Origin of the sequence: Actinomycetospora sp. (assembly GCF_036497245.1) — a bacterium.
In the GTDB taxonomy this organism is placed as follows: domain Bacteria; phylum Actinomycetota; class Actinomycetes; order Mycobacteriales; family Pseudonocardiaceae; genus Actinomycetospora.
Genome location: NZ_DASXJS010000013.1, coordinates 1 through 15,485 on the forward strand (window position 1 = coordinate 1; position 15,485 = coordinate 15,485).

The following is a 15,485-nucleotide window of genomic DNA, read 5'->3' on the forward strand; positions in this document are numbered from 1 at the left end:
CACGGCGCGTCGCAGCGGGGGTCCGCCGAGCACCGCCACGGAATGACCGCGCGCGACGAGTCGCCGGACGACGGCCAGCTCCGGGGGCACGCTCCCTCCGGCGTCCCAGACGGTGACGAGATACCTCATGGTGGTGTGCCCTTCTGATGGTTCTGACCGGTCCGGCGGTCGGTCTCGCCGTGGTCGGGCGACGTGGCCGTGGTGACGGAGTCGACGAGCGCGCCGCGGACGAGGCGTTCCATCACCCGGGTCGTCTCGGCGAGCGAGGCCCGCAGATCGCGGCGCAGCACCTTCCACAGGTAGACGTCGGTGGCGGCGTAGAGGGCGTGCACCGTGGTCCGCCGTGCGGCGCGTCCCGTGGGCAGCTCGTCGGCGAAGATCTGTTCGAGCCAGGCCTGATGGTTGATCCGGCCGGTGTGTGAGATCTCGGCGAGAGCGGGGAGGCGATGCTCGAGCTCGAGAGCCCGCACGTTGAGGTCGCCCATCAGCTCGTACTGGCGCAGCACGACTCGCACCACCGCGCGGACATCACCAGGCCGTGCGGTCGCTCGGAGGGCGTCGATCTCGGGAATGAATTCGGCGGCGAACGCCAGAAAGAGATCCTCCTTGGTCCCGAACTGATTGAGCACCGTCTGTGTGCTCACCCCGGCGTCCGCTGCGATCCCGGCGAGGGTCACATCGTCGTAGGGCGCGTCGAGGAACCGCTCCCGGGCTGCCGACACGATGCGGGCGCGGGTCTGCCCGGCGGCCTCGGCGCGCGCGGACATCCGGTACGAACGCTTCTCTTTCATTGGGATGGCAGTCAAGCGATCGCTTGGACACAAGTCAAGTCAAAGCTTGACCCCGGCGGTGCTCCGCTGTCTGATGGTGCAGGTCAGCGACGGCCCGGCGGGCCATGAGGGGGATGAGTGACGATGCAGATATCACCCGATGTCACCGATGCTGCACGCGAGGTGAACAAGAGGGCAGCTCGCCGCTTCGCGAGTGAAGTGCTCAGTCAGCACGACATGGCCGTTCTCTCGGAGCTGGTCGCGGAGGACTTCCTCGAGCAGAATCCACCGCCCGGTCAGGGACCGGGTCGGGACGGACTGCGGGATTTCCTCGGGGCGATGTTCGACGCGTTCCCCGATCTTGAATGGCATCCTCAGGAGATGGTGGCCGAAGATGATCGGGTGGCTACCTGGTCCGTCTGGAGCGGCACCCACGCGGGGGCCTTCTTCGGTGTCCCGGCGACCGGTAGGCATGTGTCGGTCGAGGCCTGGACACTCGACCGCTTCCGTGACGGGGTGATGATCGAGAGCCGGATCATCATGGACGTCATGGGGTTGATGCAGCAGCTCGGTGCCGTACCGGCACCCCCGACCGCTTCGTGAGTGAACCCGTGGGCCCGCGTCACCGATAGGTCGGATGGCCAGGCGGCCCCGCGAACCGGTTCGAGGGGCCGCCACGGCCGCGGATCAGCGGTGGGACGGAGTGCCGGGGTCAGTGCACGGCGAGCGAGGCGAACCAGGTGCGGATCACCGGCAGCGCGGCGATCGCCGTCCCGACGTGGTCGACGTCGCCCATGTCGGCGATCGTGGCCTCACCACCGTGCGCGAGGATCTGTGCGCGACAGTGCTGGGCGTTGGCGAAGACCACGTCGCGATCCGCGCGCCCGGCGAACAACTCCGTCGGCACACGGGGTGCCCATTCGCACACGTCATTGGCACTCAGGGCGGCTGCCAGCGGACCGGTCGGGTGCGCGATCAACGCCAGATACGCGGGTTGGAAGAGTTGCTGCGGCGCGGGCAGTTCGCCGGCGATCTCCGTGAACTCGTGGGTGCCGTCGAAGAGCGCGTCGATCCTGCCCGCGTACGGCGCGGTGAACACCTGTCCGGGGTCGGAATAGAGAGGGTAGAGCGTGTTCCACTCGATCGACAGGTACGCGAGATAGGCCGACGCCCGGTGGGGATCGACCGCCGCGGGATTCGTGATCGCGGGCAGTTCGGCCGCGCCGAGATCGTAGGGACCGGCCATCGGGGCCAGGGCCCGTAACCGCCACGGTCCGTTCTCCTGCTGCAGCGCCTCCCCGACCGCCATCGCCGCGGCGCCGCCCTGGGAGTGCCCTGAGAGGAGAACATCGTGCGAGAGGCGGACGCCCAGGCCGGCGGCGGCCCGATCGGCGGCGGGCAGCAGGTCGAGTGTCGCGGAGGCCTCCGACGCTGCGTGCATGAACGGGTGCGGGCCGGGTGAGGCGCCGAGGCCCAGGTAGTCGGGGGCGACGACGGCGAATCCGTCGGTGGCGAAGTAGGGCGGCGCCAGGAGGCCGTCGCCCGTCGCGTGGAACGAGGGCGCGTCCTGGGTCGCCACCACCGTGGAGTGCTCGTAGGCGACGAGGGGGAGGGCGCCGTGCGCCGCGTCCGGCAGGGCGAGCAGGGCACTGGCCACGGTCGGCGCCTGCTGCGGCGAGAGGGTGCAGTAGAGCACCCGGTACTCGTCGACGCCGGCCCGCGCCGCGCCGGGCAGATGGGCGGCGGTCAGCGCCCGGGCCACCTGGGCCTCGCCGAGGTGCGCTGTCGGCGTGGTGGACAGCAAGCGGCCTCGATCGGTGCGGGTGCATCGGTCGGCCGATGCGGGGGCTGCGGCGGACGCCGCACCGGTCGGGGCGCACGCGGTAGCGGTCAGGCTCACCATGACGGCGGCGACGGCGACGAGGGCCGCGATCACACTGCCGCGCCGCCGACGTCCGGGCCGGGCTTCTCTGCTGGTCATGGCGACGCACGGTGCTCGGCGTGAACGCCGTGAACCAGCCGGTGGCCCTCCGGAGCGGGTGGGGGACAGCCCCCACGAGACGGTGGGGGCGGACAGGCTTGGCCGGACCCGGTGTCGGGGCGAGGCTGGGTCCCATGACCGGGACGACACCGACCAGCGCCGTGATGGGAGAGGACGCCGCGACGGGCCCGCGTGCCTCGAGGCCGCGGTGGCTGCGTGAGGCGGGATATCTGGTGGCGGGGTTGCCACTGGGAGTCGCGGCGTTCGTGGTCGCCGTGGCCGGCTTCAGCGTCGGGGTGAGCACGCTGGTCGTCTGGCTGGGACTTCCGATCCTGGTCGCGACCCTGCGGGCGTGCCGCGGTCTGGCCGTCGTCGAGCGGCGGGCCACCGTCGCGGCGACCGCGCACGACCTGCCGCCGCATCACTACCGGCTCCCCGTCGGCCCTCGCCGCGATCGGGGCGTCGCGGCCGGTCTGCTCGCCCAGCTGGCCGATCCGCAGTCCTGGCGGGACCTGGTACACGCCCTGGTGGGGTTCCCGGTCCGGCTTGCCGCCGCGGTCGTCACCCTGAGCTGGGGGCTCGGTGGTCTGGGCGCTCTCCTCTCCATCACCTGGCAGTGGGCGCTGCCGCGCGACGGCGACTACCGGGGACTGCTCGATCTCGTCACCGGGATCGACTCCCGGGCCGCGGACATCGGCGTCGACACCCTGCTCGGTGCGCTCGTGCTGCTGACGTTCCCGCTGGTGGTGCGAGCCCTGGTCGCCGTCCGCGCCGGCCTGGCCCGCGGCCTGCTGACCAACCAGACCGCGGCGCTGCGCGCCCGGGCCGGCGAGCTCGCGACCGCTCGCCGCGCCGCGGTGGACGCCGAGGCGCAGACCCTGCGCCGGGTCGAGCGCGACCTGCACGACGGTCCCCAACAGCGCCTGGTCCGCCTGGACATGGACCTCGAGACCATCGGCAGGCGTCTCGACGACGACCCGGAGAAGGCGCGGCCGTTGCTCGCCGAGGCGTTGGCCCGGAACCGTGAGGCACTGGCCGAGCTCCGCGCACTCTCCCGCGGGATCGCGCCCCCGATCCTCGCCGACCGCGGCCTGGCCGAGGCCATCACTGCGGCGGCTGCGCGCTGCCCGGTCCCCGTGACCCTCGACATCACCCTGCCCGACGGTCCGCGGCCCGCCGCCGCGGTCGAGAACACCTCCTACTTCGTCGTCACCGAGGCCTTGACCAACATCGCCAAGCACTCGACGGCGTCCCGGGCCGGCGTGGTCGTGAGGGTCGACGACGACCGGATCACCGTGCAGGTCGAAGACGACGGCCGAGGAGGCGCGCACCTCGGGAAGGGCCACGGCCTGGCCGGCCTCGCCGACCGACTGGCCACGATCGAGGGCAGACTGGCCGTGACCAGCCCCGAGGGCGGGCCCACGGTCCTCACCGCGGACATCCCGCTGGCCGGGGTGGGCCAGGCCCGAGGGGAGACGTCGCGCTGATGCGCGTGGTGCTGGCGGAGGACTCCCTGCTGCTCCGGGAGGGACTCGTCCGGTTGCTCGACGAGCTCGGCGTCACCGTGGTGGCGGCTGTCGGCGACGGTCCGGAGTTGATCGACGCCGTCGACACCCACCGACCCGACGTCGCCGTGGTCGACGTGCGGATGCCCCCGACGTTCACCGACGAAGGCCTCCGTGCCGCCCTCGACATCCGCGCACGTCTTCCCGGCACGGCGATCCTCGTCCTGTCGCAGTACGTCGAGACGTCCTACGCCACGGATCTGCTGGTCCACGGCGGCGGTGTCGGATACCTGCTCAAGGACCGGGTGAGCCGCCTCGCCGACCTCTCCGACGCCCTGGACCGGATCGTCGGCGGCGGCACCGTGCTCGACCCGGAGGTCGTCTCGACCCTGTTGGCCGGCCGCGACCGGCGTGACCCCCTGGCCACGCTCACCCCCCGGGAACACGAGGTGCTCGCCTCGGTCGCCGAGGGCCGCACCAACACCGCGATCGCCAGGAGCCTGACCCTGAGCCAGGGCACCGTCGAGAAGCACATCGCGTCGATCTTCACCAAGCTCGGACTGCACACCACGTGCGACGACGACCACCGCCGCGTGCTGGCCGTCCTGACCTGGCTGGGCGTACGTCCGTGACCGCCCCTGCGCTCCCGGGGCGATGGGTGCGGTCCCGGCCGGTCAGGCGTGGGCGACGCCGGCGATCTGGGTGTTGAAGCTGACGAACGGGGAGTGCAGTCGGTACGGCTCGATCTCGACGCGGGCGAACCCGGCTGCCCGCAGCGCACCGGCCAGGTCCCGTTCGCACGAGCACCCCTCGAAGGTCCAGGCCCACGGCCGGCGCAGCGCCCGCTGGAGGGCGCGCGTGGGCGTGCCGGCCGGTGCGGCGACGTGCTCGACGAAGCGGTAGGTGCCGCCGGGCCGCAGGATGCGCCGGATCTCGGTGAGGACCTCGGCGGGGTCGGTCACGGTGCAGAGCACGAGCGAGGAGATCACGGTGTCGACGCTCCGGTCGGGGAGGCCGGTGTGCTCGGCGACCCGCTCGCGGAGATCCAGGTGCACGCCGCGGCGCGCGGCGGCGGCCCGCAGCCGCCGGTGCATGGGGAGGTTGGGTTCGACGGCGACGAGCGTCGACCCCGGGGACAGGTAGCCGAGGTTGGCGCCCACTCCGGACCCGAGCTCGACGACGGTCCGGGGTAGCTCGGCGAACACGCGCCGCTTGTGTGGGCGCAGGTGCCACTCGAGGTACGGGCCCATCACGCCGAAGAACGCGGCGTTGAAGTGTCCGCGCCCCCCGTGCACCTCGAAGCCGGTCGTCGTGGACGTGGTCGTGGGCGAAGTCGTCATGGGACGCACTCTCCGCCGACCCGGCCCGCGAGTCAGGCGTGGAACTACCCCAGTTCGAGCGCTCAGCGCTGCCCGGAGAACCACGTGGCGATCTGCGCGCGGGACCGGAATCCGAGGCGCAGCCGGATCCGTTCCACGTGCCCCTCGGCCGAGCGCTCGTCGATCCCCAGACGGGCCGCGATCTCGCGGTTCGTGCAACCTCGGCTCACCAGCTCCGCCACCTCACGCTGGCGCACCGTCAACCCGTCGGCGCGGCGCCGTGCCACGGGCAGGCCGAGGAACCGGCGGACCACACGCACCAGCTCGTCCCGGTCACCCGCGTACGGGAGGTGCGACCGGCCGGGCAGCAGCACCAGCCGGGCCCCGTCGATCCCGGCCGCCAGCGCTTCGGCCTGCGCGACGGGCGCGGCGCGGTCGCCGCTGCGGTGCACCACCAACGTCGGCGCGGCCACCTGGCCGACGAGGTCGCTGACGTCGAGCTCGTAGCTCAGCGCGAGCAGCGCCCGGGCGGTCGCCGCCGTCGAACAGGCGCGCTGGTAGCGCGCTGCCCCGGCCCGGAACGAGGGGTCGGCATCGGGGGCGAAGATGTCGGTGAGCACATCGGAGCCGAGCCCCCAGTGCGACTCGACCAGCCCCAGGACGTGCTCCCGTACGGCCGGCGGGGACAGGTCACTGCCGCGAACCCAGCCGCCGTAGAGCACCAGGCGCCGGACGGTCTCGGGATGGGCCGCGGCCCACGCCACGGCCACCGGAGCCCCCATCGAGGTGCCCATCAGGTCGAACGGTTCGCCCAGCGCCGCGGCGATCGCCCCGAGCTGCTCGAGCTCGAACGCCAACGACGCCGGGCGATCCACCGCCGCCGACAACCCGCACCCGGCGCGGTCGTAGCGTACGAGTCGACAGCCCTGCGCCAGCGACTCGTAGAGCGCCCGCTCCGCAGGCAGCTCCCAGCTCAGCCGGAGGTGCGTGAGCCACCCCGTCACGTAGACCAACGGCCTGCCCCGACCGACCGAGGCATACGCGACGACAGTGCCGTCGGCCGACACCGCCTGATCGAGCCGCTGCTCCACCGTCCGATTGTCGCCCTATCCGGCGGCGGGCCGGCTACCCCGGAAGACCAGCAGGGGCGCGGCCCGGGATGCAGAGCCCGGCCGGGGTCGACGTGCGGCCCACGTTCCTGGTCCAGGTGTCCGCCGTGCCCGCGGTGCCGGACCCGGTGGACTCGTCGGCGCAGTCGACGTCGCTGCTGCCGACCACCGCGTTGCCCGTGACGGTCACGCCCTTCGAGTCGGCGGCGAGCCGGATGCCGCGTCCGGGGGCGGTCGTCGAGCGGGTCGAGCCCTGGACGACGTTGCTGCGGATGGTGACGCTGCGGTGGTCGGCGTTGATGGAGATGCCGGTCGTCCGGTTCCGGACGACGTTGCCGTCGATGAGCAGGTTGGTGCTCGCGACGGCGCCGAACGCGGCGTTGGCCGAGATCCCGGTGCCGGTGTCGCCGGAGAGGATGTTGCGGCTGACCGTCAGGTGATCGGTGTTCCCGACGATGTAGATGATCGTGCCGTCGACCGCGGACGGGGCCTTCGTCGCCTGGTTGCCGTCGACGACGGCCCCGTCGGCGTTGTTGACGACGGCGAAGCTCGAGTCGTCCACGCTGCGGTTGGCCCGGATGACGATGCCGGTGGAGCGGTGGGCCGGGTCCGGGTCGCCGATGCTGTTCACCGCGGCGCTGGTGTGGCGCTCGAACAGGTTGTCCGAGACGGTCACGGCGTTCGCCGGTCCGGAAGTGAAGAGCACCCCGGTGCCCGAGTCGTCGCCGCCGCCGCGGTTGTTCGCGGTGAAGCGGTTCCGGGCGATCGTCGAGCGCGCCGGGCCGGTGGCGTTGACGTTCATGCCGTTGTGGTTGTCGGCGAACACGTTGTTGACGACGGTGAAGCCCGAGCCCCGGTTGAAGGCGTCGATCCCGTCGCCGCCACTGCCCGAGAACGTGAACCCGTCGACCGTCAACCCATCGACGGGACCGACCACGAACCCGCCGGTGGGGGAGGTGACCACGGACTCCTGCGCGGTGGTGGTCCGCCCCGTCCGGGCGTCGCGGCCGTACTGCGCCCCGAGCAGCCGCAGCTTCTTGGTGATGCTCACGCGGCCGGTGTAGGTCCCCGCGCAGACGTAGACCGTCGCGCCGGGCCGGGCCGCGTCGACTGCGGGCTGGATGGCCGTGAAGGTCGGCTTCGGGCAGCTCGCGGAGGGCGTCCCGACGACGACCGCACCGCGCGGCGGCGCCGCACCCGGCGCGGCCGCGCCCACCGCCGGGATCATCAGCCCGACCGCGAGGGCACCGACCGCCCCCAGGACCCCCACGCGTACCGCTCGTCCGTGAACCGCTGTCGCTCGCCCCACCACAGCCCCCCTCGTCAGGTGTCGTCCCGGGCCGTGACGGGGAGCGACCCGATGACCGGATCAGCGGTCCGCGGGAGCCCCGACGTCGTGACCTCGGGTACGACGGAGCCTGCCCCGCCGTAGTGAGAAGGCGTAGCGAGTACACCCGATCGAGCGGGAAACCATGCCATCGAGTGGGCTAGCGCTCCCCGCCCGGGCCTTGCTCCCGAACTCGGCCGTGGCCGTCGAGGAGCGCACGCAGGGTCACCGGTTGCAGTCCGCGCTGGTGCAGCATCTCGACCAGCGGCCCGAACAGACCCAGCACCGTCGGATGGTTCGCGTGGCCCAGCACGATCCCGCCCGGCCGGAACGCGTCCGAGGCCTGGGCGAGCAGGAACTCCGGGGTCACCAGCTGCGCATCGGCGTACGACCCGCTCCACATCACCAGCCGGTCGTAACCGAGGGTGGCCGCGTCATCGGCCAGGGAATCGTCGTACTGACCGTAGGGGGGCCGCCACCAGGGTCGGGCGACCGCGCGGAAGGTCGTGCCGATCCAGGCCTCATTGCGCTCGAGCTCGTCGCGCACCATGGACGTGCCGGCGCCGACGAGGCCCTGGTGGGTGAAGGTGTGGTTGATGATCTGCAGCTGTCCCCGCTCCACCAGCGGGGCGAGCGCCGCGCCGCACGGTTCCCAGGCGGGGCCGTAGACGCCGTTGGGGCTGAAGGTCAGGCAGATGCCGGTGCGCACGGCGAAGTCGGTGTAGGCGGCGACGCAGTCGACGCAGTACCCGTCGTCGACGGTGAGCGCGATCCGGTTCATCGTCGTCGGGCCCTCACTCAGGATCGCCGGGCCGCCGGCCAGCGGAGCCTCCGGCGGAGCCGGGAGAGGAGGCAGCGGCGGTCGCGGGGGAGGCGCGGTCATTGGACCCGCGTCGGCGGGTGCCGGCACGGTGCCGGTGCCCGACCCGCCGGCGAGGCCGGTCAGGACGGCGACCGCGCCCAGGCCGGAGCAGGCCCAGGAGTCGGCGGCGCGGGAGGTGTGTCCCCGGGCAGTTCATCGGCGTCAGTCGGGCTCCGTGGCGGCGGTCAACCGGATCTCCTCGGTGTCGAAGACAGTCTGCACGCGGCGCAGCACGATGTCGTCGATCGTGCCGTCGTCGCGCAGGGCGAGCACGGCCCGGCGCTTCTCGCCGAGCAGGGCGGCGCGCAGGCGCTGGTAGTCCTCCTGGTCGGCCCGGTCCCGCTCGGCGTGATCGGTGTCGCCCTCGCGGTCGGCGTCGTCGTGCAGCAGGTGGAGGTGCTCCTGGTAGTCCTCGCGGACGCGTTCGACGGCGGCGGAGGAGACCCGGAGCCGGGCGGCGGTGTCGGGCAGGGCCTCGAGGCCCGCGTGGGTGGCGGCGCGCCGCGCGAGCTGTTCCTCGGAGGCGAACCCGGAGTCCTCGGGCAGGCGCGCGAACCGCAGCACGGCGGGCAGGGTCAGGCCCTGCACGAGCAGGGTCACCAGGATGACGCCGAAGGTCACCACGATGATCAGATCGCGGCCGGGGAAGGGGCTCCCGTCGACCAGCACGGTCGGGACGGCCAGCGCGGCGGCCAGCGAGACGCCGCCGCGAAACCCGGCCCAGGCGCCGACGAGCCGCTGCCGGGCCCCGATCCGGCGGGTGCGCTGCACGGGGCGCCGGTCGATCGCGCGGATGACGTACGGGGTCGTGTAGTTCCACGCCAAGCGCGTGCCGATGACCGCGAGCGCGACGAGCCCGGCGTCGAGGACGGCCTGGCCGAGGGTGTAGCTCTGCAACGCGTCGAGCGCCCGCCGCAACTGCAGGCCGACCAGCACGAACAGGGCGCCGTCGAGCAGGAACGTGGTGATCTGCCAGAAGCCGCGGGCCTGCAGGCGGGTACGCGCCGCGGTGATCCGTGGCCCGATCCGGGCCATGCCGAGCCCGACCACGACGACGGCCAGCACCCCGGAGGCCCCGACGAGCTCGGCGAGCAGGTAGGCCGCGAACGGCGTGAGCACGTCGATGGTGTTCTCGAGCAGCCGATCGGCGGCGATGCGGCGGGCCCGGACCGACAGCCACGCGACGAGCGCCCCGGCCAGCGCTCCACCGAGGTAGGACAGCCCGAAGTGGCCCAGCGTGCCCACCCAGCTGAACGACTGTGCGCCGGTGGCCACCGCGAGGGCGACCGCGAAGACGACCAGGGCCGTGCCGTCGTTGATCAGGCTCTCCGCGCGCAGCGTGGTCAGGAACCGCCGCGGGAGCCCCGTGGCGATGGCGGTCACCGCGGTCGCGTCGGTCGGCGCGACCACTGCCCCCAGCACCCACGCGACCGGCCAGGACAACCCGAGCGCATGCCCCACCACCGCGACGACACCTGCCGTCGCCAGCACGAGGAACACCGAGGACAGCACCACCACGCGCAGATTCGCGCGGAGCTCCCGCCAGGAGGTGGTCAGGGCCTCCCAGTAGAGCAGCGCCGGCAGGAAGAGCAGCAGGACGACCTCGGGCGGCAGGGCCACGCCGGCGGTCCACGGCACGAAGCCGAGCGGCACGCCGCCTACCAGCAGCACCAGCGGGGCGGCGAGGCGCAGCCTTCGCGCGACGACGCTCAGGACCAGGACCGCAGCGAGCACGACGACGAGGACCTCGAGCAGGTGCGCGTCCTGCATCGACCACGTCCTTCCGCGGCGCACGGGTTCGCGGCGCCGGAGGGCGGCAGGTGCTCACGCACCACGTCCCGGCGGGCCCGTGCGGGCCCGCCGGGACGTGCCTGCGGCCGGGGATCTATCTGGCGTGACGCCAGGTCAGACCGGCGTGGCGGGGTGGCCGGCCTGGTCGTCGGTCATGGTGACGAGCTTGGGGTCGGGGCCGAACCGGTTGGGACCGCGGGTGCCCTCGATGCACATGAAGACGAGCATGACGATCGAGCCGACCACCGGGATCAGCTGGATGAAGAACCACCAGCCCGAGCGGTCGGTGTCGTGCAGCCGGCGCACCGTCACCGCGATGGTCGGGATCAGCACGGCGAGGCCGTAGATCCCGCCGAGGATGCCGGGGCTGTAGGAGGCCATCCCGCCCGTGGCGTAGACGTTGGCCGTGCCGGTCGCGGTGTCGATGATCCCGAGCACGATCGAGATGAGGGCGTTGATCAGGATGAACATCCAGAACTCCGTCCGGCGCGCGCGCCCGCCGAAGTCGGCGTACTGCTTCAGTGCCTTGAGGTACCACTGCATGGCTGCTGCCTTTCACGGAGTGTCGTCTTTGGGCGGGGAAGCTCCGCCATGTCGGACTCGATGAGAGTAGTCCGATCACGTGTGGTGAGAAACACCCGCGATCGGCTAGTTCCAAAGCGTTATCCGGGGGCTGCGCGCGCGTTGCCGCCGGTGGTTCATCCCGCAGCGCCGGGAGGTGCTCCGTGATGGGCTGAGACCGAGCGCGGGGGAGGGGGCCGATGGACCTGATCCGGGACCTGCGGCTGGGTGGTCGCCTGGCGGTGATGCGCGGCGGCGGCCGGGTGCTCGCGCTGGCCGGTGACCCGGTGCTGCGACTGATGTACCGGCCGTGGATCGACGACCCGCACGCTGTCCACCGGCGGTTGCGTGCGGGACCGCAGCCCTACGCCAGCCGCAGCGGGGTGATGGTCGTGGCGACCGCGCAGGCGTGCCAGGAGGTGGTGCGTGACCGTCGCTACGGTGTCCGCACCCGCGCCGGCGGCACCCCGGGCGGCGCGACGGACGGGGTGCGGGATCCGCTGCTCGAGCCGGTCGACCTCTCCGTCCTGGGCCTCGACCCCCCGGACCACACCCGGCTGCGGCGCGTGGTGGCCCCGGTCTTCGCCCCGGCGAGGATCGCGGCCCGGGAGGACCTCGTCGTCCGGACCGCAACGCGACTGGTCGACGATGCCGCCCGGCAGGACCGGTTCGACCTCGTCGCCGACATCGCGGTCCCGCTGCCGGTCGCGATCATCGCCGACATCCTCGGCGTGCCCGACGCGGACGCGGACGCCTTCGCCCACTGGGGCAGGGCGGTCGGGGCCGGGCTCGGCGGCGTCCGCTCGCTGCGTGCGCTGCACCGCCTCGAACGCGCGGTCGTCGCCCTGCGGGCCCTGATGGCGGACCTGCTCGCCCGCCGTCGCCGCGCCGGCCACGGCGGTACCGACGGCGACGTCCTGGATCGGCTCGCCGCCGAGGACGTCCCCGACGACGAGGCGGTCAGCCTGGCCGTGCTGCTGCTGCTCGCGGGGTTCGAGACGACCAGCGGACTGATCGGGAACGCCGTCGCCGCCATGCTCGACGCGGAGGAACCGTGGCACCAGCTGGTGGGCGACCCGCCGTCGGCCGCGGCGGCGGTCGTCGAGGAGACCCTGCGCTTCGACCCGCCCGTGCAGTTCACCGCCCGCGTGCCGCACCTCGAGGTGGAGCTCGGCGCCCGGACCCTCGCTCCGGACACCACCGTGCTCGCGATGCTCGCTGCCGCCGGGCGGGACCCGGCTGTGCACACCGACCCCGACACCTTCGATCCGACGCGTCCGACGGCCGCCGAGCACCTCGCGTTCTCCGGCGGCATCCACTTCTGCCTCGGTGCCCCCCTGGCCCGACTCGAGGCACGCGTCGCCCTCGCCGAGCTGGCCGGCCGGATGCCGCGGCTGCGCCGGCTGCCCGGTGCCGCGCGACGTCGCTCGTTGCTCCTGAGCGAGTTCGCGCAGTTCCCGCTCGACGCCGGCCGGTGAACCGGACCGTCTCCGCGGCGGGGGTGTAGCGGGGCGTGGTCAGTCGTCGAGGCGTTGGAGGTCGCCGCCGTGAAGCTTGACCAGTTTGTGCATGGTCTCGGTGTCACCGTCGCTGATCGCCCGGACCATGCCCTCGTGCAGCTCCAGCGAGTGCGACACGCGAGACTCGGCCGGCTCGACGAACGACGCCCGGACCATCCCGTTGCGGAGCAGGGCGACGACGGTCTCGTAGAGCCCGACCGCGACGGAGATGCCGCTGGCGCGGGCGATCGCATGGTGCAGGCGCATGCTGGCGTCGAGGTAGCTGCGGGGGTCGCCGCGGTGGCTCCGCATGTCCTCGAGGGCCCAGGCCATGGACCGCACGTCCTCGGGGCCTGCCCGGTGGACGGCCAGCGCGGCGAACGCGTCGTCGAAGAAGGTGCGGGCGGCGAAGAGGTCCCGGGGATCCTTGACGGCGGTGGAGAACCAGACGTCGATGGCGCCGAGGCGGACCTGGGCCGGCGTCCCGGCGACGAACACCCCGCCGGACGGTCCGGGACGCACGGTGATCAGGCCGCGGTCGCGCAGCAGCCGCAACGCCTCGTCCATCGCCGAGGGACTCGCGCCGTGGCGGGCGATGAGCTCGGTGCGGAGGCCGAGCCGCGCGCCGGCCTCGAGGCCGTGCTCGGCGACCTCTTCCTGCATGGCCTCGGCGATGCGCTCGGCACGGGATCCCTGCGCCCGGGGGCCGGTCGGGGTGTCCATCATCGGGCTCTCCTACGACGACCGGGGATCACCAGCGGAAACTGGATGAAGGATAACCCATGATCTCCGGCCGTTGCCGAAACTCTTCGCAGACCTCTTGATATCTTCGTGAAGGTTTCGTACTTTGCTGTGGTCCAGGTCGCATCGACGCGGAGGGGATCCTCATGGGCAGTGGACCGGGTTCCGGTGCCGTCGACTGGCACACCCACGCTGTCTCGCCGGACCTGGAGGCTCCCGACCGGCAGGACGCGGACTACGCGTGGCCCGTCGCCGAACGCGTCGACGCCACCCGCGCGACGATGTGGGTGGGCCGCCGGCGTTATCGCGAGATCGACGACCGGTGCTGGTCCGCGAGCCGCCGCATCGCCGACATGGACGCCGAGGGCGTCGCGGTCCAGGTCGTCTCCCCGATGCCGGTGACGTTGTGTCACGACGCCCCTCCCGGTGGAGCGGCCGCGCTGGCGCGGGCCCAGAACGAGTTCTTCGCCGCCCTGGTCGCCGAGGCCCCGGACCGGTTCCGGGCCCTCGGCGCGGTGCCGCTGCAGGACGTGGACGCCGCCGTGGCCGAGCTGCGCCGCTGCGTGCTCGAGCTCGGCTTCCCGGGGGTCGAGGTCGGCACCCGGGTCGGGCCGCTCGAGCTCGCCGATCCCTCGTTCGACCCGTTCTTCGAGGCCGCCGACGAGCTGGGTGCGGTGGTGTTCGTCCACCCGGTGGACGAGACCCTCGACCCGCGGCTGGCCGCCATGGGGGTGGCGTTCGGGGCGGGGATGCCGAACGAGACCGCGGTCGCCGGTGCCGGGCTGCTCACCGCGGGAACACTGGTCGGCCGACCGGACGTGCGGGTGTGCCTGGCCCACGGCGGCGGGGCGCTCCCCGCGATCCTGCCGCGCGTCACCAAGGGCCAGAACATCGCCGCCGCGGCGGCGGGCCGCGGACCGGTTCCCGAGGCGGACACCGCGCTCGCCCGCGCCGGCCGGCTGTGGGCCGATTCGCTGACCTACGACGCCACCAGCCTGCGCCTGGTCCTCGACCGGTTCGGCGAGGGCCACGTGGTGCTGGGCACCGACTACCCCTTCGCCGCCCGCGAGGCACCGGCCGGTGCCGTGCTGCACGACCTCGACCCCAGCCTGGGTGCCCGGATCAGCGCCGTGAACGGGGAGACCCTGATGACCCGCACCACCGCCGGAGAACTGGAGCCACGATGACCACGACGGCCGACGTCAGTGCTGGCCTCTACACCGAGGTGCGCGGGGTGCGCACCCACTATCACGACGCGGGCACCGGCGATCCGGTGATCATGCTGCACGGTTCCGGGCCCGGGGTGTCGGCGTGGGCGAACTGGCGGCTGAACCTGCCCGTGCTGGCCGACCGGTTCCGGGTGCTCGCCCCGGACATCGTCGGCTTCGGCCACACCGAGCGGCCCGACGACGTCCGCTACTCGCTGCGCAGCTGGACCGACCACGTCTGGGACTTCGCCGACGCGATGGGCCTCGAGCGCTTCTCCCTGGTCGGCAACTCGCTCGGTGGGCGGATCAGCCTGGAGATGGCCGCCGAGCGGCCCGAGCGGATCTCGCGGATGGTCCTCATGGGCTCTCCCGGCGTCGGCATGACGATCACCGAGGGACTCAAGGCGCTGCGCGCGTACGAGCCCTCGCACGACAACATGCGGTCGTTGCTCAAGAACAACTTCGCGGTGGATCCGGATCTGATCACCGAGGACCTGGTGCGCGACCGGTACGAGGCCAGTGCCGCGCCCGGCGCGCACGAGGCGTACACCGCGATGTTCAACGACCCGAAGCACGCGGGCGGTGATCTCGGCATCACCGAGGACCAGGTCCGCGCCACCTCGACCCCGGCCCTGCTGGTGCACGGCCGCGAGGACCGCGTCGTCCCGACCGAGGTGTCCTGGACGATGGTCAACCTGCTGCCGGAGGCCGACCTGCACGTGTTCGCCCGCTGCGGGCACTGGACCCAGATCGAGCGGGCCGACGAGTTCAACGCCGTGGTCGGGGACTACCTCGGCCGCGCGGGGAAGTGA

General features: G+C 72.8%; 15 protein-coding genes. 6 read left to right on the forward strand and 9 right to left on the reverse strand.

Annotated features, from left to right (window positions below; translation table 11 throughout):
- Window positions 1-125: 125 nt before the first annotated feature.
- On the reverse strand, window positions 126-767 hold the full coding sequence (locus tag VGI02_RS02015; RefSeq protein ID WP_331625564.1) for a TetR/AcrR family transcriptional regulator: 642 nt from the start codon (window positions 765-767) through the stop codon (window positions 126-128).
- Between the two features lie 147 nt (window positions 768-914).
- Here VGI02_RS02015 and VGI02_RS02020 point away from each other — a divergent pair, with 147 nt between their 5' ends.
- Window positions 915-1,373: an ester cyclase gene (locus VGI02_RS02020; protein WP_331625608.1), complete on the forward strand. Its 459-nt coding sequence runs from the start codon at window positions 915-917 to the stop codon at window positions 1,371-1,373.
- Window positions 1,374-1,482: 109 nt separating this feature from the next.
- Here the strand turns inward: VGI02_RS02020 and VGI02_RS02025 are convergent, their stop codons facing one another.
- Entirely contained in the window at window positions 1,483-2,751 is a 1,269-nt protein-coding gene (locus VGI02_RS02025; protein WP_331625565.1) for an alpha/beta hydrolase family protein, read from the reverse strand.
- Window positions 2,752-2,885: 134 nt separating this feature from the next.
- On the opposite strand from VGI02_RS02025, the gene VGI02_RS02030 reads away from it, so the two are divergent.
- Both VGI02_RS02030 and VGI02_RS02035 read left to right on the forward strand, forming a co-directional pair.
- Window positions 2,886-4,238, forward strand: a complete 1,353-nt coding sequence (locus VGI02_RS02030) for a sensor histidine kinase (RefSeq protein ID WP_331625566.1) — start codon at window positions 2,886-2,888, stop codon at window positions 4,236-4,238.
- Entirely contained in the window at window positions 4,238-4,888 is a 651-nt protein-coding gene (locus VGI02_RS02035) for a response regulator transcription factor (protein ID WP_331625567.1), read from the forward strand. The genes VGI02_RS02030 and VGI02_RS02035 overlap by 1 nt, the downstream gene beginning before the upstream one ends.
- Window positions 4,889-4,930: 42 nt before the next feature.
- Here VGI02_RS02035 and VGI02_RS02040 read toward each other — a convergent pair whose 3' ends face one another.
- The 6 genes from VGI02_RS02040 to VGI02_RS02065 all read right to left on the reverse strand — a co-directional run bounded on the left by VGI02_RS02040 (window position 4,931) and on the right by VGI02_RS02065 (window position 11,207).
- Window positions 4,931-5,596, reverse strand: a complete 666-nt coding sequence (locus tag VGI02_RS02040; RefSeq protein ID WP_331625568.1) for a class I SAM-dependent methyltransferase — start codon at window positions 5,594-5,596, stop codon at window positions 4,931-4,933.
- 62 nt (window positions 5,597-5,658) lie between these two features.
- Window positions 5,659-6,666, reverse strand: a complete 1,008-nt coding sequence (locus VGI02_RS02045) for an alpha/beta fold hydrolase (RefSeq protein WP_331625569.1) — start codon at window positions 6,664-6,666, stop codon at window positions 5,659-5,661.
- 34 nt (window positions 6,667-6,700) lie between these two features.
- Window positions 6,701-7,954: a right-handed parallel beta-helix repeat-containing protein gene (locus VGI02_RS02050; RefSeq protein WP_331625570.1), complete on the reverse strand. Its 1,254-nt coding sequence runs from the start codon at window positions 7,952-7,954 to the stop codon at window positions 6,701-6,703.
- Window positions 7,955-8,171: 217 nt separating this feature from the next.
- Window positions 8,172-8,792, reverse strand: coding sequence for a polysaccharide deacetylase family protein (locus VGI02_RS02055; RefSeq protein ID WP_331625571.1), 621 nt, complete (start codon window positions 8,790-8,792; stop codon window positions 8,172-8,174).
- 243 nt (window positions 8,793-9,035) lie between these two features.
- Entirely contained in the window at window positions 9,036-10,643 is a 1,608-nt protein-coding gene (locus tag VGI02_RS02060; protein ID WP_331625572.1) for a Na+/H+ antiporter, read from the reverse strand.
- A 135-nt stretch (window positions 10,644-10,778) separates the two neighbouring features.
- On the reverse strand, window positions 10,779-11,207 hold the full coding sequence (locus VGI02_RS02065) for a DUF805 domain-containing protein (RefSeq protein ID WP_331625573.1): 429 nt from the start codon (window positions 11,205-11,207) through the stop codon (window positions 10,779-10,781).
- 218 nt (window positions 11,208-11,425) lie between these two features.
- On the opposite strand from VGI02_RS02065, the gene VGI02_RS02070 reads away from it, so the two are divergent.
- Window positions 11,426-12,703, forward strand: coding sequence for a cytochrome P450 (locus tag VGI02_RS02070; protein ID WP_331625574.1), 1,278 nt, complete (start codon window positions 11,426-11,428; stop codon window positions 12,701-12,703).
- 39 nt (window positions 12,704-12,742) lie between these two features.
- Here VGI02_RS02070 and VGI02_RS02075 read toward each other — a convergent pair whose 3' ends face one another.
- A complete protein-coding gene (locus VGI02_RS02075) occupies window positions 12,743-13,450 on the reverse strand; it encodes a FadR/GntR family transcriptional regulator (protein WP_331625575.1) in 708 nt (235 codons plus the stop codon).
- Between the two features lie 161 nt (window positions 13,451-13,611).
- Between VGI02_RS02075 and VGI02_RS02080 the strand changes: the two genes are divergently transcribed.
- Together VGI02_RS02080 and VGI02_RS02085 are read left to right on the forward strand one after the other, a co-directional pair.
- Window positions 13,612-14,652, forward strand: a complete 1,041-nt coding sequence (locus VGI02_RS02080) for an amidohydrolase family protein (RefSeq protein WP_331625577.1) — start codon at window positions 13,612-13,614, stop codon at window positions 14,650-14,652.
- Complete coding sequence (locus VGI02_RS02085; RefSeq protein WP_331625578.1) at window positions 14,649-15,485, forward strand: alpha/beta fold hydrolase; 837 nt, start codon at window positions 14,649-14,651, stop codon at window positions 15,483-15,485. The genes VGI02_RS02080 and VGI02_RS02085 overlap by 4 nt, the downstream gene beginning before the upstream one ends.

Bases quoted from the DNA above. Each gene is read 5' to 3' on its own strand.
- VGI02_RS02015 (WP_331625564.1), bottom strand. From the start codon at position 767: ATGTCCGCGCGCGCCGAGGCCGCCGGGCAGACCCGCGCCCGCATCGTG.
- VGI02_RS02085 (WP_331625578.1), top strand. From the start codon at position 14,649: ATGACCACGACGGCCGACGTCAGTGCTGGCCTCTACACCGAGGTGCGC.
- VGI02_RS02055 (WP_331625571.1), bottom strand. From the start codon at position 8,792: ATGAACCGGATCGCGCTCACCGTCGACGACGGGTACTGCGTCGACTGC.
- VGI02_RS02020 (WP_331625608.1), top strand. From the start codon at position 915: ATGCAGATATCACCCGATGTCACCGATGCTGCACGCGAGGTGAACAAG.
- VGI02_RS02030 (WP_331625566.1), top strand. From the start codon at position 2,886: ATGACCGGGACGACACCGACCAGCGCCGTGATGGGAGAGGACGCCGCG.
- VGI02_RS02025 (WP_331625565.1), bottom strand. From the start codon at position 2,751: ATGACCAGCAGAGAAGCCCGGCCCGGACGTCGGCGGCGCGGCAGTGTG.
- VGI02_RS02080 (WP_331625577.1), top strand. From the start codon at position 13,612: ATGGGCAGTGGACCGGGTTCCGGTGCCGTCGACTGGCACACCCACGCT.
- VGI02_RS02035 (WP_331625567.1), top strand. From the start codon at position 4,238: ATGCGCGTGGTGCTGGCGGAGGACTCCCTGCTGCTCCGGGAGGGACTC.
- VGI02_RS02070 (WP_331625574.1), top strand. From the start codon at position 11,426: ATGGACCTGATCCGGGACCTGCGGCTGGGTGGTCGCCTGGCGGTGATG.
- VGI02_RS02040 (WP_331625568.1), bottom strand. From the start codon at position 5,596: ATGACGACTTCGCCCACGACCACGTCCACGACGACCGGCTTCGAGGTG.
- VGI02_RS02065 (WP_331625573.1), bottom strand. From the start codon at position 11,207: ATGCAGTGGTACCTCAAGGCACTGAAGCAGTACGCCGACTTCGGCGGG.
- VGI02_RS02075 (WP_331625575.1), bottom strand. From the start codon at position 13,450: ATGATGGACACCCCGACCGGCCCCCGGGCGCAGGGATCCCGTGCCGAG.
- VGI02_RS02060 (WP_331625572.1), bottom strand. From the start codon at position 10,643: ATGCAGGACGCGCACCTGCTCGAGGTCCTCGTCGTCGTGCTCGCTGCG.